Origin of the sequence: Nonomuraea sp. NPDC048892, assembly GCF_040649735.1 — a bacterium.
In the GTDB taxonomy this organism is placed as follows: domain Bacteria; phylum Actinomycetota; class Actinomycetes; order Streptosporangiales; family Streptosporangiaceae; genus Nonomuraea; species Nonomuraea maheshkhaliensis.
In genome coordinates, this window is record NZ_JBEZFZ010000013.1 from 52,369 (window position 1) to 73,388 (window position 21,020).

Here is a 21,020-nt window from a genome sequence, read left to right on the forward strand (position 1 = left end):
TGCCTCCGGTATGCGGTTTGGTGCGTTGCGGTTTTGGGTGGGATCGGATTGGTGTCGGCGTTCGTGCGGGGTTCGCGTGGGTTCGGGCCAAGGCCTGAGTCGAGCCTTGGGCTGGGGCTGGGGCTGGGGCTGGGGCTGGGGTCGGGCTTCGGGTTGAGGCTGAGCCAACGCGTTGAGGTCGAGGTAAGACGTTGAGGTCTGGCTTCGGCTCGGGGTTGGGGTTGGGGTAGGTGGGAGTTCGGGTCGGGGTTATCGGGAGGAGCCCAGGATCGGGGGCGAGGGCAGGGACGCGGGGAGCCGAACGGGATTCTGTGGACGGCGTTGGGTTATCCACAGGTGGGGAGGTGATTTGGGGCTTGGGGCACGCTGCCCCATGTGGGAGTTGTCCGCCGTTGATGGCCTGGCCTCAGCGTCTTCGTGGGTCAGGCTCCTGCTGGTCCTGGTTGCGTGGGACCCTCGGCGGGAGTGAGGACGGCTTCGCGGGTACGTCGCCTACCGGAAGCCGCCGGAAGGTCGGCAGGTGGAAGACGCAGGATCACCATCAGGTACCGGGGGGCCGGGGCGGGGGTTGCGTCCACGGGAGTGGTGTACGAGTTTGTCCTGGTCACAGGCGTCGCGGTGGTTATGTCCGCAGGTGTTGTGTCGTTCGCCGTCGTTCCGTGCAGAACTCGCCGACATCAGGGGAGACAGTTCCACGGTGATGTTGCGTCGGCTGTCGCCCTACTCCATCCCCGCCGAATTTCGGGTCTCCAGGCAGCTCAGAAAGGCGCCATGGGAAGGCAGTCACTTTGGACCTCAAGGTCCAGCCCTTCTGGAGGGCGGGCGGGCGTATCCCGGCGTGGAGCATGAGGCGGGACAGGGTTCACAGGGTGCAGGATCACAGGGCGCAGGGCACAGGACGGCGGGTTGGTGGGGATCGGCTTGGCAGAGAGTGCGCGGTTCAGGCCCTTGCCTCAGCGGCATCGCGTTCGGCCATTGTTTCCCGACCAGTGGAATCGGGGTCGGAGGGAGGGCGGGACGACGCTCGTGGACGGCAATGTAAAGCCGGTGCTGGCCCGGAAGGTGTTGGCCTGCAAAGTAGGGCCGGTGTTGGCCGGTGAAATAGGGTTGATGCTGGTCTGCAACATAGGGCCAGCATCGGCCAGGCAAAGTAGAGCTGGAACTGGCTGGCGAAATAAGGCCGGTGGTGGACGTGCAAGTAAGGCTGGTGGCAGGTCGCAGGGTGATTCATGACAGCCGTGCATTGCGGTCTTTCGGCGTCGGCCGGCACTCAGCCACACGCACAATGAACGGCTGCATTCTGTGCTCACATATGAGTGCAGAATGCAGCCGTTCAGTTGGCGGTATCAGCTAGCAAAGCCACCTTCGCGCGGATTCGAGGGTGCCGGCCGGGGTCCTGGCCAGCGTGTAGTAGTTTCCGGCGCCGGTACTGCTGCAGTAGGCGTATGCGGTGACGGGGCTGGTGTATCGGGGGCAGCAGCCTGCTCTGATGTCGAGCCCCAGGGGTACGTCGATCCAGATCTCCACCGTGACCACTTGGTTGCCGCAGCCGCCGACTCCGCTGATGACGTCGCCGTTCCGGCCCGGGGGATAGGCGTACGGCTGGTACCCGTTACAGTCAGCCGCAGCCGAGACGTTCGATGCTTCTGGCGCCGCCGACGCCGCCGAGGCCCACGGTAAAAGGAACCCCAGTGCCATGGTGAGAATCATGAGAGTCCGCCGGAATCGCATTCTTTTTCTCCCATCTAGAACGCGTTGTGCTGGTGCCCTCCTCGCCCGATTCTGGTAAGCCGCTGGATCGGCGGCTATCCGGTATCCGCCGATGTCGGGCTGCCCAATGGATTGACGGAATCAGGACTGGTTGCTACCTCAAGGTGACAGGGCCGGTCCGGTGTTGTGGTTTTCCGCAGGTGGAGTGGGTGGAGTGCCTCATTCTGGGGCCCACCCCGTTCTCCCTAGCGTTGGGCCTCATGATTCAGACGATGATGAACGTCCTGACGGCCGTTACGGTCGCCGTAACCGGCCAGGGCGTGACCGGGGTGCGGCCCGAGATGGAGAAGATCGTGGCGGGGAAAGGCGCGACGGCCGTGCTGGCGCGGATCTCCGATGGCGAGAAGAGCTGGTCCGCCGCCGTGGGCGTGCGTGACATCAAGCGCGGCGGCCGGCCGTCGCCTGCCGGATATTTCAGGATCGGTAGCGTCACCAAGACGTTCGTCGCGACCGTGGTGCTCCAGCTCGTGGACGAGGGCAAGGTACGCCTCGACGACCCCATCGAGCAGCACCTGCCGGGCCTCGTGCCGGGCGGTGCGAGCATCACGGTCCGCGCGCTGCTCAACCACTCCAGCCACCTGTACGACTACATGAGCGAGCCGGGCTACTCGACCAACCGGTGGCGCGGCGACGCGCGGTTCCGTTCGTACAAGCCGGGCGAACTGCTCAAGGTGGCCTTCGCGAAGAAGCTGCCCGACGACGGCGAGTGGCACTACTCCAACACCAACTACGTGGTGCTCGGGCTGCTGGTGGGCAAGCTGACCGGACGGCCGTACGGCGAAGAGGTCGAACGGCGCATTCTGCGCCCGCTGAAGCTGCGGCACACGGTGGTGCCGGGCAACCGGACCGGGGTGCCGTCGCCGCACGCCAAGGGGTACGAGCCGATGCCCGAATTGGTGGACGCGACCCGGATGAACCCCTCCCTCGACTGGGCGGCCGGAGAGATGATCTCGACGACGGCGGATCTGGAGCGGTTCATGTCGGCCCTGCTGGGTGGTCGGCTGACCAGCGCCGCGTCACTGCGCGCCATGCGGACGACCGTCCCGACGAAGGCCGGGTTCGCGTACGGGCTGGGGCTGCAGGCGTACCCGCTCCCGTGCGGGAAGGTGTGGGGGCACAGCGGGGAGCTGATCGGGTACATGACGTTCGCCTTCCGCTCCGACTCCGGCAAGTCGATGGTCCTGTCGATCAACCCCTCGACCAGGAATCCGTCCACCGAGGAGGTCATGGGCATCGCCACCAAGGCCTTCTGCGGAAAAGGTTGAAGGCTTCGGTACGCGGGCGGGCGCGGGGTCGGTACGCGGGCGAAGGCCCGGTCAGCGGCTCAGGATCCGGCGCATCGCCTGCTCCAGCGTGCTCACCGGATCGGCGACGCCGTCCTTGGACCGCCACGCCACATACCCGTCCGGCCTGACCAGCACGGCGCCGCCCCCGCCCACCCCGTACCGCTCCTGGAAGCACCCGTGCACGTCCATCAGCTCGTCGTCCACCAGCAGCCGCGTCAGCCGCACCCCGAGCCGCTCCTTGACCAGCCGCCCCGCCTCCATCCACCCCTGCCCGGCGGGGGCGGGGGCCATGAGCACGAAGCCGGAGCCGAACAGGTCGACGGTGGAGATGCGCTGCCCGTCCCAGTCGAGCACCACGTGCGGCGCCCGGCTGCCCGGACGCCCGTCGGGCACGCGCGGGTCTTCCAGGATCGAGCCGTCGTCGCCGGGCTCGTCGAGGATCGCCGTGGAGTGGTAGCGCAGGCCGAGCAGCAGCCCGACCGGGTCCTCCAGCGGCTCCGGGTAACCCACGCGGGCCGCGGGCGGCATGCGTACGCCGAGGTTGGCGAGCTGCGCGTCGGCCGTCAGCGTGCCGGCGGGACGGCGTTCGGCGTCGTACGTGTCCAGGAACCCGTCCCCGGCCTGCCCGCTCAGCACCAGCCACAGCCGCCAGGCCAGGTCGCACCCGTCCTGCAGCGCCGTGCTGCCGCCCTGGCCGCCGGTGGGCGGCATCGTGTGGGCGGCGTCGCCGGCGAGGAACACCCGCCCCGCCCGGTACGTCTCCGCGAGCACATGGGCGATCCCGAACGTGGTCTTGTCCAGCACCCGTACGCCCAGCTCCGGCCGGGCGACGGCCAGGCGGACGAGCTCGACGCAGCGTTCCGTGGTGAAGTCGGCCGCGCTCTCGCCCTCGGCGAGGTTGACGCCGAGCACGTGGGCCCCCACCCCGGTGCCGGTCACGATCACGCCGGTGAAGACGTCGTTCTGCAGGTACCAGAGCGTCACCTCGCGCTCGTTGACCAGCCCGGACAGGTCGGCGTCGAACATGATCGAGCACATCTGCCCCAGCGTGCCCTTGCCGGCGGTGGGCACGCCCAGGGACGCGCGCAGCGGGCTGCGCCAGCCGTCGGCGGCGATCACGTAGTCGGCCCGGACCAGCCGGTCGCCGTCGCGCGAGCGGATGAGCGCCGTCACCCCGTCGTCGTCCTGCTCCAGAGAGATGAGCTCGGTGGAGAAGCGCAGGTCGGCGCCCAGCTCTTCGGCCTTGACGCGGAGCAGGCGCTCGATCTCGGACTGGGGCGCGCCCACCATGTCGACGGGGGTGAGCTCGCGCATGAAGGCCAGCTCCTCCTTCTCATCGCCCATGATCATGTGCGGCGATGGGTCGGCCAGGTCGCGGGCGATCGCGATGCGCATGTTCTCGCCGATCCCGGCCCAGACGCGGGCCAGCTCCTCCTCGATCCCCGGTACGGGACGCAGCAGCTCAAGCGCGCGCGGCCCCACGCCGAACGCCTTGGGCTGGACGGACGTGCCCGGATGCCGTTCGACCAGCATGACGGGCACGTCGCGCCAGGCCAGCAGGGTCGCGGCGCTCAGGCCGGCGTATCCGGCGCCGACCACCAGGACCGGCACTCGCTCTTGCTCCATTGAGACCACCTCCGTAAACGCGTACTATCGCGTCAGCGAAACAGGCAACACGATATGTCGCGTTCGCGGAGACAGTCAAGATATATCGCGATTTAGGAAAGGTGGCGTTCCAGAGACTCCAGCTTGGAGGTCATCCCGTCCGTGACGCCCTGGCGCAGATCGGCCTTCAGTACGAGGCTCACCCGGGGCGCGACCTCGCCCACGGCCTCGACGGCGCGCTTGACCACGTCCATGACCTCGTCCCACTCGCCCTCGACGGTGGTGAACATGGCGTCGGTGCGGTTCGGCAGCCCGCTGTCACGGACGACCTTGACGGCGCGGGCGACCGGCTCGGCGACCCCTTCGCCGACGCCCAGCGGGGTGATGGAAAAAGCGACGATCATCGGAAACCCTCTCAGTCGAAGAAGGGTTCCGATCTTAGACAACGGGGGAAACACGACCGCCGGGAAGCGAAAAGCCACGACGCCTGACAACGCCGTGGCCACCGCTCAACCTCACGCGTGCTCGTGCTCGTGCTCGTCTTCCTCTTCCTCGCTCGGCTCCTCGGCCGGCTCGACGCCGAGAACGGCCTCACGCGGCTCGATCTCGCTGATGTGGTCGACGAGAGCGAGCACGTGGTCGGGCTCGATCAGCCACTGCAGCGCGGAGGCCCCGGAGTCGTCGGAAGAGACCAGCTCGGCCTGCTCGGTCCGCTCCTCATCGGTGAGGTCGGAGTCGGGGTGCCGGATCTCCGCCAGCGCCGCGGCCTGCAGCGCGTCCATGTCGAGCACCTCGACGGTCAGTTCGACCGTCAGGCGCAGGAACTTCGATTCATCACTCATGGCGACGATGCTAGGGCAGCTTCCACTCGACAGGTGTCGCGCCTTGCTGGATCAGCAGCTCATTGGCCCGGCTGAACGGCCGCGAGCCGAAGAAGCCGCTGCGCGCCGACAGGGGGGAGGGGTGGGCGGACTCGACGCGCGGCACGCTGCCGAGCATGGGCGCGAGGTTGCGCGCGTCGCGGCCCCACAGGATCGCCACCATCGGCTTGCCGCGCGCCACGAGGGCGTGGATGGCCTGCTCGGTGACCTGTTCCCAGCCCTTGCCGCGGTGGGAGGCGGGCTTGCCCGGCATGACGGTGAGCACCCTGTTGAGCAGCAGCACGCCCTGGTCGGCCCACGGCGTCAGGTCGCCGTTGGCGGGCCTGGGCAGGCCGAGGTCGGTCTCCATCTCCTTGTAGATGTTGACCAGGCTGCCCGGCAGCGGCCGCACGTCGGGGGCCACCGAGAACGACAGCCCGACGGGGTGACCGGGCGTGGGATAGGGATCCTGGCCCACGATCAGCACCTTGACCTCGTCGAAGGGCTGGTTGAACGCGCGCAGCACGTTCGAGCCCGCGGGAAGGTACTGTCTGCCTTCGGCGATTTCCTTACGCAGGAACTCGCCCATCAGGGAGATCTGCTCGGATACGGGCTCGAGTGCACGTGCCCATCCGGCTTCGACGACTTCGTTCAGTGGACGACCGGCCATGCCCGTTGAGCTTAGTCAGGTCTGGTACGGCTCGTCCCCGAAACGTCGGGGCGAGCCGTACCAGAATGATCACGAGACGGCCGCTACTTCACGGAGCCGGACATCATGCCCTGGACGAAGTACCGCTGGAACGCGAAGAACAGGACCAGCGGGATGATCAGCGACATGAACGCACCGGACGAGAGAATGTCGACGTTCGACCCGAACTGCCGCATCTGAGACTGCAGATACTTGGTCATCGGCTGGTTGCCGGTGTCGGCGAAGACCAGCGCGATGAGCATGTCGTTCCACACCCAGAGGAACTGGAAGATGCCCAGCGAGGCGATGGCCGGCTTGCCCAGCGGGAAGACCACCGAGGCGAAGATCTTCCACTCCGAGGCGCCGTCCATGCGCGCCGCCTCCAGCAGCGACGAGGGGATGCCGACGAAGAAGTTACGCAGCAGGAAGATCGCGAACGGCAGCCCGAACGCCACATGGAACAGCACCACGCCGGGGATCGAGCCGAAGATGCCCGCGCCGCCGTAGAGGGAGGCGACGGGGATCAGCGCGATCTGGATCGGCACGATCAGCAGCCCGACGACGATGAGGAACGAGGTGTCGCGGCCGGGGAAGTCCATCCAGGCGAACGCGTACGCCGCCATGGCCGCGATGCCGATCACCAGGACCGTGGTCGGCACGGTGATCAGCACCGTGTTCCAGAACGAGGCGGTGAAGCCGCTGCCCAGCAGGTTGGCGTAGTTCTGGATGGTCAGCTCGGCCGGCTTGGTGAAGATCGTCCACCAGCCCTCGGCGCTGTTGACCTGGTTGGTCCGCATCGAGACGACCAGCAGGCCGAGCGTGGGCACCAGCCAGAACAGGCCGAGCAGCACCATGATCACCTGGACCGCGCCGCTGCCGATGCGATCGACGATCCTGCTGGCCAGGCTCCTGCGCGGCGCCCCGGCCTCCAGCCCCTTCGGAGCCGTAGCGGTTGCCGTGGTCACGTGTCTTCCCTCCTGAACCTGCGGATGTTCATGATCATGAAGGGAAGGACCAGAACGAGCAGGAAGATGGCCAGCGCACTGCCCAGTCCCTGGTTCCCGCCGCCGCCGAACGACACGCGCCACATCTCCAGCGCGACCACGTTCGCCTGCGGCTGCACCGAGGACGGAGCGATGATGAAGACCAGGTCGAACACCTTCAGGGTATTGATGATCATCGTCACGAAGACGACGAGCAGGACCGGCGACAGCAGCGGCACGGTGATCTTGCGGAACACCTGCCACTCCGTGGCGCCGTCGATGCGGGCCGCCTCCAGGGCGTCACGCGGGATCGCCGCCAGGCCGGCCGCGATCAGCACCATGGCGAACCCGGCCCACACCCAGACGAACGCGCCGATGATGGCGGGGGTGATGAGCGCCGGGCCGAGCCAGGTCAGGCCGCCGTACGAAGCCTCGAAGTTCGACTGCGGCAGCCGTACGACGTAGGACCCGGGAGCCAGGCCGTCGAAGCGGAACGAGCCGTTCTCAGCGGTCGTGGCGGTCGCCGCGACCTGACCGTTCTGGACCGCCTCGACCGTCATGCCGGGCAGGCCCTTCTCGGTGCCGTCGATCGCGCCGCTCTGGCCGCCGCCTCCTGGCGTGAAGTCGAACCAGACGGTGCCGGACACCCCGTCGGCCGCCGCCGGAGCCTGCGCGGTCTGCGCGTTGGACGGCATGACGTCCGGCTTGACGCCGACGATCGGGATCAGCACCGGCTGGCCCGCCTGGGCGGGCTGCTTGGTGACGACGCCGCCGTCCTGGGCGGCCACCTGGGACTGGTCGCCCTCACGGGGACGCGCCTCGGGGTAGCCCTGCGAGGAGGAGAACGTGTCGTGGACGGTGGTGAGGATGGCGTTGGCCAGGCCCTTGTCCGGGTTCTCCTCGTAGACGAGGCGGAAGATGACGCCGGCGGCCATCAGCGAGACGGCCATCGGCATGAACACGATCAGCTTGAACGCCGTCGCCCACCTGATTCGCTCGGTCAGCACCGCGAAGATCAGGCCCAGCGTGGTGACGATGATCGGCGCGACGATGACCCAGATGAGGTTGTTGCGGATCGTGGTGAGCATGCCCTGATCGCTGAAGATCGTGGCGTAGTTGCCCAGCCCCACGAATCCGGTGCCCACCGAGTCAAACAGGCTCCGGAAGATGGAGAAGACGATCGGATAGATCACCCAGATGCCCAGCAGCAGCGCCGCGGGCAGGAGGAAGAAGATGGCGACCGTCGGCGAGGGGCCTAGGCGTGTTCTCTTGCGGGGGGTATCAGCCGGTCCGGTGGGGGGCTCGCCCGCGGCCTCCACCGCGGGCGAGTCCTGCCGGCCGTCCAACCGTTCGGTCACGGCCTTACCTCTTTACTTCCAGGCCTTTTTGGCCTCGGCTTCGAGCGCGTCCTGCGTGCCCTTGACGTCGGTGGGGTTGCGCAGGAAGTCCTGCAGCACCTTCCACTCGCCCTTGCCGTCGGTGCCGCCGAAGGCGCTCGGGGCCAGGTCCGACATGTCGTAGCGGACGGCGTCGCCGGCCGAGACGATCGTCTGGCCGAGCTGCTTGGTCAGCTCGTCGGGGTAGTTGTCGGGGGAGACGTTCTTGTTGGGCGACAGGTAGCCGGGCAGCTTGGCCCAGATCTCGCCGCCCTCCTTGGAGGCCAGGAACTGCACCAGCGCCATGGCGCCGGGGGAGTCCTTCATGGCCACCGCGACGTCGCCGCCGAGCACGACCGGAGCGGTGTCACCGGCCTTGGGGAACGGGAAGTACTTGGCCTCCTCGCCGAGCTTGGCGCCCGACTGCACGGCCTCGACGGCCACGAAGTCGGCCTCGATCACCATGGCGGCCTTCTTGGTGCTGTAGACGTCGTTCACGCAGGTGGGGAAGTCGGTCTGGAGCGCGCCCGACGAGCCGCCCGCGACGAACTCCTTCTTGCCGGCGATCTGCGCGATCTTCTCCAGCGCGGTCTTCACGCTCGGGTCGGTCCACGGGATCTCGTGCTTGGAGAGCTTGTCGTAGTTCTCCGGGCCCGCGGTGGACAGGTAGACGTTCTCGAAGAGGTCGGTCAGCGTCCAGCCGGAGGCGCCGCAGAGCGAGAACGGCGCGGTGCCGGAGTCGGCCAGGGTCTGCGCCGACTTCACCAGCTCGTCCCAGGTGGTGGCCGGCTGCACGCCCGCCTCGTCGAAGGCCGACGAGCGGTACCAGACCAGCGACTTGTGCGCCGCCTTGATCAGCACGCCGTAGACCTGCCCGTCGACGGAGCCGAGCTCCTTCCAGTACGGGGTGTAGTTGGCGTCGATCTCCTTGGTGACGTCGGCGGACAGCGGCTTGAGTGCCTTCTGCTCCGCGTACTGCTGCACCAGGCCGGGCTGCGGCAGGATCGCCACGTCCGGCGGGTTGTTGCCCTGGATGCGCGGGCCCAGGTAGGCGCCCGTGTCCTCGCCGGTGGAGGCGTAGGTGACCTCCGCGCCGGTCTTGTCGGCGAAAGCCTTGAGCACCTGCTCGAAGTTCTTCTGCTCCGCCCCGGTCCACTTGGCGGCGACTTCGAGCTTCACGCCCTGGAGCGTCTTGTCGCCTCCGCCGCTGGCGGGCGCCGACTCCGACGCGGTGGGCGCGGTGGTCGTCGGCGCGTTACCGCAGGCGGCGACGGCTACCGCGAGCCCGGCCAGGATCGCTGCTGCTCTGCCTTTTCGCATGGCTGCCTCACTGGGTTCTGATGATTTCTTCGAGTTCTGACTTCATGGAGGCCGCGACGTCGTCGGCGGACTCCGGGGAGGGGTTGCCCAGCGCCTTGGAGACCGAACTGGCGATCACCAGGCTGAGCTGGTTGTAGTTGGCGCTCACCGGCCGTGCCCTGGCGGCGAGGATGCTCTCCTTGAGCACCGGCAGGTAAGGGAAACGCTTGATGAGCTCGGGGTCGTCGTAGAGCTCGGTCCACACGGGCGGGAACGAGCCCTCGGTGAGGACCCGGCGCTCGTTCTCCAGGCTCGTGAAGTAGCGGATGAACTCCTGGGCGGTGTGCTGGTGCTTGGAGTAGGCGCTGATGGCGAGGTTCGCGCCGCCCAGCGTGCTGGAGCCGGGGCCGTTGAGGCCGGGCAGCCGGGTTACGCCCAGCTTGCGGCCCAGCTCGGCCTTGGCCGGTCCGTACGCGTGCGGCCAGTTCCTGGCGAAGGCCAGGCGGCCCTCCTGGAAGGCCAGGCGCGACTCCTCCTCCTTGTAGCTCAGCGACTCCTTGGGGATCCAGCCCTCGCGCAGCCCCTGGAGCAGGAAGCCGAGCGCGGTGCCGCCTGTGACGGGGTCGAGGGTGACCTCGGTGCCGTCCTGGCTGACGATCTGCCCGCCGGCCGACTGCACGGCCTCGGAGAAGTTGACCGTGAGCCCCTCGTAGGCAAGAAACTGCCCCGCATAGCCCCCTATGTTGTGCTTTTTCGTAATTTGTCGGGATTGCTGGCGAAGCTCGGCCCAAGTCCTGGGCGGCTTCTTCACCAGGTCCGTCCGGTAGTAGAGCAACCCGGCGTTGCTCGTGTACGGGACGGCCCAGAGCTTGTCCTTGTAGATCGCCGTCTCCACGACGGGCGGCAGGAACCTGTCGAGCGGGAACAACCCGCGCTCCAGGGGGATGATCCAGCCGTTCTCCGCGAATTCGGCGGTCCACACGACGTCGAGCCCCAGCACGTCGTAGCGGCTGCTGCGGGCCTGGAGGTTGGCGCCGATCTGGGCACGCTGCTCGTCGGCGGCCTCGGGCAGCTCCAGCAGCGTCACCTTCTCGGCCGGGTGGGCCTGGTTCCAGCGGTCCAGCAGGGGTTGCAGGTACGCCGTGGTGTCGCGTCCGGTGGCGAACGTGATCGGGCCTGTTCCGCCCGTCCCGGTCTCGCCGCCGCCCTCGTCGCCCGTCGCCGCGCATCCAGCCGCCAGAGCGACGGCCAGCAGCACCGGCAGCGAGCGAAGCACTGTTACCTCCGCGTTCGGATCGGTTTACATACGTGTTAGGTAGATGCATTCATGTTATGCACACCTGTAATCTGTAGGTCAACGGATATCTCTGTAACGCGTACGTAACATGAGTGAGGGAGGTGGGCGGTGCGGCCGCACCTGCTGGCGCTTCTGGCCAAGGAGCCGGCTCATGGCTACGAGCTGAAACAGGCGCTTGAGCAGACCTTCGGCAGCGCCTATCCCTCCCCCAACATCGGCCAGATATACGTGACCCTCGGCCGGCTGGAGAAGGACGGCCTGATCAGGGCGGTCGACGTCGAGCAGTCCAACCGGCCCAACAAGAAGGTCTACTATCTGACCGCCAAGGGCCGGGAGTCGCTGGAGGCCTGGGTCGACGAGCCGACCGAGGGCCCCAGGGTGCGTGACGAGTTCTTCATGAAGCTCGTGCTCGCCCCGCTCACCGGCATCGCCGACCGGATGGCGCTGATCAGCCGGCAGCGCCGCCACTATCTGTCGCTCATGAGCGATCTCAACGACATCCTCTCCCGTACGCCCGACACGGATCGGGTGGCGATGCTGCTCATCGAGGGAGCGATGTTGCACCTTCAAGCCGACCTTGACTGGCTGGAGCGATGCCAGGAGGATCTGGCATGAGCACGGTTGTGAAAACGGTCAATCTGGTCAAAATCTACCAGGATGGCGCGGTGCCCGTGCCTGCCGTGCGCGGGGTGGACCTCCAGGTCGAGCCGGGAGAGTTCGTCGCGATCATGGGGCCGTCCGGCTCGGGGAAATCCACGCTCGTCCACATGCTGGGCGGGCTCGACACCAGGACCAGCGGCGAGATCTGGCTCGACGGCAAGCGGGTGGACACCCTCTCGGAGAGCGCCTGGGCGCTGCTGCGCCGCAAGCGCATCGGCTTCGTCTTCCAGTTCTTCAACCTGGTCGCCAACATGACCGTCGGCGACAACGTCGAGCTGCCCGCGCTGCTGTCCGGAGCCTCGCCCAAGGTGGCCCGCGAGCGCCGGGAGAGCCTGCTGGCCGCGCTCAACCTGACCGACAGGGCCGAGGCCGCGCCCGCCCAGCTCTCCGGCGGTGAGCAGCAGCGGGTGGCGCTGGCCAGGGCACTGGCCAACGAGCCCAGCCTGCTGCTGGCCGACGAGCCCACGGGCAACCTCGACAGCCGCAACACCCGCGACGTGCTCCGCCTGCTCGGCGAGGTGCACAAGGAGGGCCAGACCATCGTCATGGTCACCCACGACGCCCGCGTGGCGAGCCTGGCCGACCGGCTGGTGTCGCTGTTCGACGGGGAGATCGTGGACGACGGGCGCATCGCGCGCAGGCGTACGCGCACGGCCGGTGAAGTGATCGACCTCCGGTGAGCGCGTCTCTGGCGGGAAACCGGTGGATCAGGGCCGACCTGCGGGCCAGGAAGGGCCAGGCGGTGCTGACCGTGCTGACCGTGGCCGGGATCGTGGCCGCGCTGATCACCGCGGCGACCCTGCTCGAAGACGGCACCAACCCGTGGCGCAGCCTGTTCGCCCAGACCGACGGGGCCCACGTCTGGCTGCACACCAAGGACAGCCCCCAGGTGGCCCTGGGCGGCATCGACGGCGTCACCCAGACCGCGGGCCCCTACCGGTCGGCGCCCGTCACCGTGGCACAGGACGGCAAGAAGGAGCCGGCCTCGCTGCGCGCGATGCCGGCCACCCCGCCGCTGGTGGCCCATCCCGTGGTGGCCGAGGGCAGGTGGCTGGACCCAGCCCAGCCCGACGGAGCCGTGGTCGAGCGCTCCTTCGCCGCCTCGCTGGGGCTGCGCATCGGCGCCGCGTTCACCATCATCGCGATCAGCGGCGAGCGCCACACCCTCTACGTACGCGGCATCGCCGACTCCGCCGACCAGGGCTTCTACCCCGAGTGGACGCCCGGCCTGGCCTACGTGCTGCCCATCATGCTCGACCGCATCGAGCCCATGCTCGGCCGCAGCGAGTGGGTGACCGGGTTACGCCTGGCCGACCCCGAGGCGTCCCAGGTGGTCTCGCAGCGCGTGGTCGTCATGCTGGAGGACCGCCTGCAGCGCGTCTACACCTGGCGCGAGGTCAGAGCCGCCATGGAGCTGGACAACCGGCTGCTGGGCACGCTGCTGGCGCTGTTCGGCGTGGTCGGGCTGGTGGCCGCCGCGCTCGCGCTGGCCAACGCGGCCGGCGGCCGGGTGCTCGGCCAGCTTCGTGACCTGGCCACGCTCAAGTCGCTGGGCTTCACCCGGGGCCAGGTCGCGCTGCTGCTCCTGGTCGAGCACGGCGCCCTGGGCCTGCTGGGGGTGGTGATCGGCGCGCTTTCCGGCTGGGGCGTGATGGCGGCGATGCTCGGCGCGACCTCCGTGGCGCCCATCCCCGTGCTGGCCATCGTCGCGGGCACGGCGTTGACCGTACTGGCCGCCGTCGGGGTGCCGGCCTGGCGGGGCGGGCGCACGCCGCCCATCCCCGACGTGCCCGCCGCGCCGCCCAGGGGCCGCCTGTCCAGGCTGGCCCGGCTGGCCCTGCTCGTACGCCTGCCGCCCGCCCTCGTCCTCGGCACCAGAGACGCCTTCACCCGGCGGGTGCCGGCCTTCCTGACGGCGTTCGGCCTGGCCGTGCCGATGATGATGATCACCATCGGGCTCGGCGTGTGGGCCACGCTCGACAACTTCCTCGCCCACCCCGAACAGGTGGGCCAGCACGCCGGCCTCTACGCCAGGCCGGGCAAGATCGAGCCGGCCGAGGCCGAACGGCTCGTCAGGGCCGACAAGGACGTGGCCGCCGTCTATCCGGGCACCGACGTGAACGCGCTGGCCCCTGGCGAGGCCCGGTCGGTCAGGGTGCGGGCGATCGGCAGCTCGACGCAGCCGTACCCGTTCCCCGTGGTCGAAGGCCGCGAATACGGGCGCCAGGGCGAGGCGGTCGCAGGGCAGGGCCTGCTGGACCTGCTCGGGGTCAAGATCGGTGACCGGGTGCGGCTCACCGTGGGCGGCACCCCGCTGATCGTCAGGATCGTCGGCAGGACCGTCGAGCCCGAGCAGGACGGCGAGGTGCTCTCGGTGGGGCTCGACAGCCTGGCGGCCAAGGACTCGGTGCCGCCGGAGTTCTACGCGCTGGCCCTCAAGCCGGGCGCCGACCCGTCGGAGGTGCGCGGCCGGTTGCTGGCCGAGTCGAAGGAGGGCCTGGACGTGCAGGCCGCGATCAACCCGGCCGACCGGCTGTCGATCATCAGGGTGGTGATCGTGGCGCTGATCGCGGTGCTGACCCTCATCGGCCTGGCCAACCTGCTCACCGCCAGCGCGCTCGGGCTGCGCGACCACGCGTTCGACCTGGCTGTGCTCAAGGCCATGGGGCTGACCCCGCGCCAGGTCATGGCCACGCTCGTGACCGGCACGGGCCTGCTGGTCGTGCTCGGCATCGGCGTGGGCGCCGCGGCCGGTGTCTCCGTCGTCACCGGCCTGATCGACCTTCAGGGTCACACCAGCGGGGTCGGCGCGGGCATCGGCCGCGCGCCGTCACCGCTGACGGTGACCCTGACGGTGCTGGTGGCCGTGGGCACGGCGCTCGCGGTCGCGCTCATCCCCGCGCGCCGCGCGGCCCGTGCCCAGGTGCCTGTCACTTCTCGGTGAGGTTGTCCTCGGGCTTCTTCAGCGCGAACCAGTAGAAGCCGTGCCCCGGCAGCGTGAGCAGGTAGGGCAGCTCCCCGATCGACGGGAAGGGCACCCCGCCCCGCGCCTCGACGGGCGTCATGCCCTCGAAGCGGCGCAGGTCCAGCTCCACCGGCTGCGGGAACTTCGACAGGTTGTTGACGCACAGCATCACGTCGTCGCGGTCCTCGCGCACGTAGGTGAGCACGCTGGGGTTGGAGGACCACATTTCCGTGTACGCCCCGACGCCGAACACCGGGTGCCTGCGCCGGATCTCCAGCATCTTGCGGGTGAAGTGCAGCAGAGATCCCTCGTGGCGCTGCTGGGCCTCCACGTTGACCGCCTGGAAGCCGTAGATCGGGTCCATGACCGCGGGCAGGTAGAGCCGCCCGGGGTCGGCGGAGGAGAACCCGGCGTTGCGGTCGGGGCTCCACTGCATCGGCGTGCGGACCGAGTCGCGGTCCTCCAGCCAGATGTTGTCGCCCATGCCGATCTCGTCGCCGTAGTAGATGATCGGCGAGCCCGGCAGCGACAGCAGCAGCGCGGTGAACAGTTCGATCCGGTCCCTGTCGTTGTCGAGCAGCGGGGCCAGGCGCCGGCGGATGCCCAGGTAGGCCCGCATGCGCGGGTCCTTGGCGTATTCCTTGTGCATGTAGTCGCGCTCTTCCTCGGTCACCGTCTCGAGCGTGAGCTCGTCGTGGTTACGCAGGAAGATGCCCCACTGCGCGTTCTCGGGCAGCTTGGGGGTGAGCGACATGATCTCGGAGATCGGCTCGCGCGTCTCCTTCTTCACCGCCATGTAGATGCGCGGCATCAGCGGGAAGTGGAAGGCCATGTGGCACTCGTCGCCCCCGGTGGTGGGGTCGCCGAAGTACTCGACCACGTCCTGCGGCCAGCCGTTGGCCTCCGCCAGCAGCACCCGGTCGGGGTAGAGGCGGTCGACCTCGGAGCGGACCTTCTTCAGGTACGCGTGCGTCTCCGGCAGCCCGGAGCAGGCCGTGCCCTCGCGCTCGAACAAATAGGGCACCGCGTCCAGCCGGAACCCGTCGATGCCGAGGTCCAGCCAGAACCGCAGCACCTCCAGCATGGCCTCCTGCACCGCCGGGTTGTCATAGTTCAGGTCCGGCTGGTGGTGGAAGAAACGGTGCCAGTAGTACTGCTTGCGCACCGGGTCGTAGGTCCAGTTGGACTCCTCCGCGCCGATGAAGATGATCGGCGCGTCGGGATAGCCACCAGGATGGTCCGACCACACGTAGAAGTCGCCGTACGGCCCTTCGGGGTCGTGCCGGGACGCCTGGAACCAGGGGTGCCGGTCACTGGTGTGGTTCATCACGAGGTCGGTGATGATCCGCAGGCCGCGCTCGTGCGCCGCCTCGATCAGCTGCACGAAGTCCCCCAGGTCCCCGAAGTCCGGGAGGATCTTCATGTAGTCCGAGATGTCGTATCCGCCGTCGCGCAGCGGGGACTCGTACAGCGGCAGCAGCCACAGGCAGTCCACGCCCAGCCACTCGAGATAGCCGAGCTTCTCGATGAGGCCGCGCAGGTCGCCGGTGCCGTCGCCGTTGGAGTCCTTGAACCCCCGGACGAGAACCTCGTAGAACACCGCCCGCTTGTACCAGGCTGGATCCTCCGAGACGAAGGCCTCGGAGATCGGCTCTGATATTGGGGATGCGTTGATCATTATGTCGCTCACAGGAAGAGATGTGGGCAGGACGAAGTCACCGGTTGCCCCGGCGTTGTTATCTGGTGACCGCGCCGCGTGGGGTCGTCATCCCTGCGAACCCCATGCCCTCGGACGGAACCTGATTTGTGATCTGGTGCCCGTTTGTGCGGCGCTTACGGGCCGAACACTACCAGCCCGTTGGCTTTCCGGAACCCGCTTCTGCTGTGCGACGGTTAATACCCGGGAGATCCGTATGTAATCGCCCTGTTACCGAGAGTTCACTAAAAAGGTGTGGCCAGGTCCGAGAGGTCGCTCTCGAAGTCATTCAGCCACAGTCCGAACAGCACCAGACCGCGCACCCAGAATCGATCGTTCCAGCCGTTGAACCTGGTCAGCGCGTCCGGTCCGCCGGCCACCACCTCGTGCAGCTCGTCCGACAGCAGCCCCGGCACCCGGCTCACCACGATCTCCAGCATGCGGTGCGAATAATTTCGGGCAGGCGCCGCCGTGGAACGCAGCGGCACCCTTCGCAGGGGCTGCTTGACCACGTTCGTGGAGGGCAGGGCGGCCACCCTCGGGTTGGCCGCGTGCAGCACCTCGCGGTAGAAGCGGCCCTTGTCCTTGCGGGCCACGCCCACCGACAGCGCCGCGTCGAAGAACTCCGGATGGATGAACGGCGCCGCGAACGACGCCTCAGGGCCCACCAGGTTGACCGCCGAGCGCGCGATGCCCCGCACGGTCCTGGTGTGCAGCACCGACAGGGGCAGCTCGGCCCGGTGCCCGTGGAGCATGGAGGTGGCGGTCGCGAACTGCTCGCGTACGGTCTCCTCCATCCACTGGGCCGCCGCCTTGGACAGGAACGGCTGCGTCGGCTGCCCCAGCGACAGCGAGCCCAGCACGGCCGCCGAGCGCTCCTCCTGCGTGGTGGCCTCCAGGGCGGCCCCGCTGACCATGAAGTTCTTCAGCAGCGGGCCTCCGGCCAGGCCGTCGACCAGGATCCGGCCGGCGCCGTGCACCTCCTTGGCGAAGGGCGCGTACCAGGCGTGGTGCGGGGTCAGGTATTCGAGCCTGCGCGCCACCTCCATCGCGTCCTCGGGGTAGGCGGCCGCGTCCTGGGTGATCACCCGGTGCGCGATGCCCAGCTCCCTGGTGATCGACCGGGCGAACGCGATGTCGGTGTCGGTGCCGTCGTCGGGGCTCGTCGTCCACGACTCCACGTCCATGCCCCTGGCACTGGCCACGCTGGCCAGCAGCCGCGAGTCGTACCCGCCGCTGACCGGCACCAGGAGCTTGCGGCCGTCGTAGTCCTCGTAGACCTTGTGCAGCAGCTCGACGATCTCGCCCGGGCTGATCCACGCCTCGAACGGCTCCGTGCGCAGCCAGCGCGGCAGCAGCCGCTCCGTGGACAGCCGGCCGTCCTCGCAGACCAGCGCGCTCGCGCCCGGCAGGCGCTTGACCTCGCTGTACGGCGTCGCCTCGCCCAGCGGGAACGTGACCTGGAGTATCGAGGCCCACGCCGACCAGTCGATCGCGACCGGCACGAGGTTCAGCAGGGGCTGGATGAGGGAGGAGAAGTAGACCGCGTCGCCCAGGCGCACGTAGTAGAGGTCCACCAGGCCCAGCGCGCCGGTGTGCAGCGTCACCTTGCGCCCGTCGCCGATCAGCCCCGGCGTCTCGTACGTCTCCGCGACCGTGATCCACTCGTCGGGGGCCTTCGGCCTGCGCTCGCCCCAGGCGAACGCGAAGGCGTGGCCCGCGCGGTGATAGGGCGGCAGCGGCGCGGAGCTGTACAGCGTCGCCTCGGGCGACTGCAGGGCCGGGAGCACCTTCGGTCCTGAGGCTGTCAGCTTGCCGAGTACGGCGGCGTCGATCCGGCCGAGAGCGCCACAGATATAGGGCCTTACATTGAACTGCACCGGATCTCATCCCTTCGAGACGCTTCCCGCAAAAGAGTATCCTTTGCCGGGCTGAGAGAGCGGAGGTCCAGTGTCCACAGAGCTTGAAAGCACGCGCCGGGCGTTGCGTGAGGCCGTGTCCCAGGCCGGACGGGCGGCCGAGCTGGCCAGGCTGCTGGACGCCGCCCAGGCCAGGCTGGCAGCGGCTGAGCAGAACGCCGAGGAGGCCAAGGCGCTGGCCGAGCAGTTGAGCGAGGCCGAGGAGCGGCTCGCCGCCGAGCAGGCGGCGGCCGACAAGCTGCGCAAGGAGCTGGCCGAGCAGCGCTTCCAGGCCGAGGTGGCCAACTGGAAGCTGTCGTCGATCAAGGTCGCCCGCTGGAACCGCCTCGGTGACGCCATCAAGAGCGGCAAGAGCAACCCGGTGCGCCTGGCCAGGGGCCTCAAGGGCGCCGCCAAGCCGGTCAAGCGGCCCAGCGCGCCCAAGCGCAGGCCCGTGGCCGCGGTCAAGCCCAAGGACGAGCGCCCGGGTGCGGCGTTCCAGGCCACCAGCACCACCAGGACGCTCGGCGGCGCCTCATTCAAGCTCAAGCCGTTCCGGGTGCCGACGGGCCCCAACACGCGCCCGCACCTGACCACCGCGGTGATCGCCGACCCGCACGCCGAGGCGCTGCTGCGCTACGAGTGGCGGCAGACCACCGGGTTCACACCCCGCGACTTCGCCAGGGTGCTGCCCCTCGAAGTGCCCCACCTGCTGGTCGTCGAGTCCGTCACGCAGGGCCCGTGGGCCGAGGAGATCACCGGCGAGCCGGGCGAGGGGCTCAAGGCGCTGCTGGCCTGGTGCGCCGAGCGCGGCATCCGCACGGTCTTCTGGCACACCGGGGGCGACGTCGCCGCCTACGCCGCCGCGGCCGACCTGTTCGAGCACCGCTTCACCACCGACCTGACCGTGGCCTGGCCGCGGCTGCAGTTCGGGGTGCAGCCCCGGGTGCACAACCCGCTGCCGCTGGCCGGGGGCCGCATCGACCGGGTGCTCACGCTCGACCAGCTCCTGCCCGGCCACCTGGCCTACCCCGACGTCCTGACCTCCTACCGCTGGCCCGCCGCCGCCGACTGCCCGCCGGGCACCCCGCAGTGGCGGCTGGCCGAGATCGCGGCCTGCGGCACGCCCATCGGCACCGAGGACGACTCGCGGCGGGCGCACGTGGCGCTGCGGCGGGCGTACTCGATGGGGACGATGAGCGAGCGCATCGACGAGCTGCTCGACGCCGTCGGCCTGCCCAGCGCGCGGCCCACGCTCAACACCTCCGTGCTGCTGCCCATCCTCGACCCGTACCTGATGGAGCACGCGCTCGCCCAGGTCGCCCGGCAGTCGGGCGTCGACCAGCTCATCGTCATCGGGCCGCCGGAGGCCGAGCTGCGCGCCCGCGACGTGCTGCCGGACGTGGAGGTCATCTACCGCCGCCCGCAGCCGGCGATGACCGAGGGCGCGATGCTCAACGCCGGCATCGACCTGTGCGAGGCCGACCTCGTCGCGGTCATGGACCCGCGCGACGTCTACGGCCCCCACTACCTGTCGGACCTGCGCCGGGCCTTCCTGTTCACCACCGCCGACATCGTCGGCAAGGCCGCCTTCTACGCCCACCTGCGCAAGCCTCAGGCCACGCTGCTCAAGCAGCCCGACGCTGAATACTCCTACCTGCCCGAGATCACCGGCGGCACCCTCCTGGCCAGGCGCAACGCCCTGCGCGAGCTGGGCTTCGCCGACCTCACGGAGGGCTGGGACGAGGTCCTGATGCGGCAGTGCCGTACGGACGGGATCAAGGTGTTCTCCGCCGACCGGTTCGGCTACGTGCGGGTGCGGGACGAGGACCGCTGGCTGCTGGGGGCGGCCCACCTGGTCGAATACGGCTCGGCCGAGCCGCACGCGCTCATCTGAGAGGGTGTCCCCATGACACCCGAGGAGCTGGCCGCCGTGCTCGGTGAGCCGCCGGCGCCCGAGGAGTCGTGGGAGCGCGAGGCCGTCTACGTCTCGGCCGCCGCACTGCGGCGGGGCCTGGACGCGGGGGAGCTGGCCGGGCGGGTGCGGGCGCTCGACGGGGTGGCTTCTGTGGAGGTGCGCGGGAAGGGGTTCCTGCGGATCGTCGTCACCGTGCCGGGTGACCTGCTGCGGTCGGCTTGGGCACGCCCGCCGTTCGAGCCTCCGTGGCCGGACTTTCCCCGTACGTGGGACAACCCCGGCTTCGTGGTGCGCTACGGGCACGCGCGCGCCTGCGCCGCGCTGAGGTGGGCCCGCGAGCTGGGGGTGCCGGAGACCGGGTTCGCGGCCGAGCTGCTCGACGACCCCTGGCACCGCCGGGTGCTGCGGGCGCTGGCCGAGCTGCCAGGGCGGCTGGTCAGCAGGGAGCCCGGCTGGGAGAGCTACCTTTTGCGGCTGGCGCTGGCCTATCACGACGCCCACGAGCGGGCTCCGGCCGTTCCTGTGGGGGACGAGGAGCCAGGCGCTGTGCACACGGCGCGGGTACGGGTGGCGGCGGCCGTGCGCGAGGTCCTGCCGGGCCCCGACCGGCTGTAATGAATCACAAAATATTCGGTTAAAAGGCGAAAAAGCGTAAAAATATCCCTTCCAGGGCGTGATCGTGTCTCGATACGTGGTCACAGGGTCATGGCTCCCTGGTG

At 69.0% G+C, this 21,020-nt stretch carries 16 protein-coding genes; 6 read left to right on the plus strand and 10 right to left on the minus strand.

The features are described from left to right. Positions 1–1,970: 1,970 nt before the first annotated feature. Positions 1,971–3,035 (plus strand): serine hydrolase domain-containing protein, encoded by a 1,065-nt coding sequence (locus tag AB0C28_RS34320; RefSeq protein ID WP_357859361.1) that lies wholly within the window; start codon positions 1,971–1,973, stop codon positions 3,033–3,035. Positions 3,036–3,086: 51 nt separating this feature from the next. Here the strand turns inward: AB0C28_RS34320 and AB0C28_RS34325 are convergent, their stop codons facing one another. From AB0C28_RS34325 to AB0C28_RS34360, 8 genes are all read right to left on the minus strand, one after another. Then, positions 3,087–4,682, minus strand: a complete 1,596-nt coding sequence (locus tag AB0C28_RS34325) for an FAD-dependent monooxygenase (protein WP_357859358.1) — start codon at positions 4,680–4,682, stop codon at positions 3,087–3,089. A 92-nt stretch (positions 4,683–4,774) separates the two neighbouring features. After that, the gene (locus AB0C28_RS34330) at positions 4,775–5,065 is read right to left on the minus strand and encodes an MTH1187 family thiamine-binding protein (RefSeq protein ID WP_357859355.1); all 291 of its coding nucleotides are present in this window, start codon (positions 5,063–5,065) and stop codon (positions 4,775–4,777) included. A gap of 111 nt (positions 5,066–5,176) precedes the next feature. Beyond that, positions 5,177–5,503 carry a hypothetical protein gene (locus tag AB0C28_RS34335; RefSeq protein ID WP_358080031.1) on the minus strand — a complete coding sequence of 109 codons (327 nt, stop codon included), beginning with the start codon at positions 5,501–5,503 and terminating at the stop codon, positions 5,177–5,179. Positions 5,504–5,513: 10 nt separating this feature from the next. Beyond that, entirely contained in the window at positions 5,514–6,191 is a 678-nt protein-coding gene (locus AB0C28_RS34340) for a uracil-DNA glycosylase (RefSeq protein ID WP_346105960.1), read from the minus strand. 83 nt (positions 6,192–6,274) lie between these two features. Next, a complete protein-coding gene (locus AB0C28_RS34345) occupies positions 6,275–7,174 on the minus strand; it encodes a carbohydrate ABC transporter permease (protein ID WP_357859351.1) in 900 nt (299 codons plus the stop codon). After that, a complete protein-coding gene (locus AB0C28_RS34350; RefSeq protein ID WP_358080032.1) occupies positions 7,171–8,550 on the minus strand; it encodes an ABC transporter permease subunit in 1,380 nt (459 codons plus the stop codon). Before AB0C28_RS34350 ends, AB0C28_RS34345 begins: the two co-directional genes overlap by 4 nt. 12 nt (positions 8,551–8,562) lie before the next feature. Continuing rightward, positions 8,563–9,888, minus strand: a complete 1,326-nt coding sequence (locus AB0C28_RS34355) for an ABC transporter substrate-binding protein (RefSeq protein ID WP_357859345.1) — start codon at positions 9,886–9,888, stop codon at positions 8,563–8,565. Between the two features lie 7 nt (positions 9,889–9,895). After that, positions 9,896–11,143 (minus strand): ABC transporter substrate-binding protein, encoded by a 1,248-nt coding sequence (locus tag AB0C28_RS34360; RefSeq protein ID WP_357859343.1) that lies wholly within the window; start codon positions 11,141–11,143, stop codon positions 9,896–9,898. Positions 11,144–11,272: 129 nt separating this feature from the next. Here AB0C28_RS34360 and AB0C28_RS34365 point away from each other — a divergent pair, with 129 nt between their 5' ends. The 3 genes from AB0C28_RS34365 to AB0C28_RS34375 are packed head-to-tail and all read left to right on the plus strand — an operon-like array spanning position 11,273 to position 14,768. After that, entirely contained in the window at positions 11,273–11,779 is a 507-nt protein-coding gene (locus tag AB0C28_RS34365) for a PadR family transcriptional regulator (RefSeq protein ID WP_357859340.1), read from the plus strand. Beyond that, entirely contained in the window at positions 11,776–12,504 is a 729-nt protein-coding gene (locus tag AB0C28_RS34370) for an ABC transporter ATP-binding protein (protein WP_106248131.1), read from the plus strand. Before AB0C28_RS34365 ends, AB0C28_RS34370 begins: the two co-directional genes overlap by 4 nt. After that, on the plus strand, positions 12,501–14,768 hold the full coding sequence (locus tag AB0C28_RS34375; RefSeq protein WP_357859337.1) for an FtsX-like permease family protein: 2,268 nt from the start codon (positions 12,501–12,503) through the stop codon (positions 14,766–14,768). The genes AB0C28_RS34370 and AB0C28_RS34375 overlap by 4 nt, the downstream gene beginning before the upstream one ends. Here the strand turns inward: AB0C28_RS34375 and treS are convergent. Beyond that, a complete protein-coding gene (gene treS, locus AB0C28_RS34380) occupies positions 14,755–16,467 on the minus strand; it encodes a maltose alpha-D-glucosyltransferase (RefSeq protein ID WP_357859333.1) in 1,713 nt (570 codons plus the stop codon). The genes AB0C28_RS34375 and treS overlap by 14 nt on opposite strands. A gap of 263 nt (positions 16,468–16,730) precedes the next feature. Then, positions 16,731–18,365 carry an asparagine synthetase B family protein gene (locus tag AB0C28_RS34385; RefSeq protein ID WP_357859330.1) on the minus strand — a complete coding sequence of 545 codons (1,635 nt, stop codon included), beginning with the start codon at positions 18,363–18,365 and terminating at the stop codon, positions 16,731–16,733. A gap of 70 nt (positions 18,366–18,435) precedes the next feature. On the opposite strand from AB0C28_RS34385, the gene AB0C28_RS34390 reads away from it, so the two are divergent. After that, positions 18,436–20,280 (plus strand): glycosyltransferase family A protein, encoded by a 1,845-nt coding sequence (locus AB0C28_RS34390; RefSeq protein ID WP_357859327.1) that lies wholly within the window; start codon positions 18,436–18,438, stop codon positions 20,278–20,280. Between the two features lie 12 nt (positions 20,281–20,292). Then, positions 20,293–20,916 carry an anticodon-binding protein gene (locus AB0C28_RS34395; protein ID WP_358080033.1) on the plus strand — a complete coding sequence of 208 codons (624 nt, stop codon included), beginning with the start codon at positions 20,293–20,295 and terminating at the stop codon, positions 20,914–20,916. Positions 20,917–21,020: the final 104 nt, after the last annotated feature.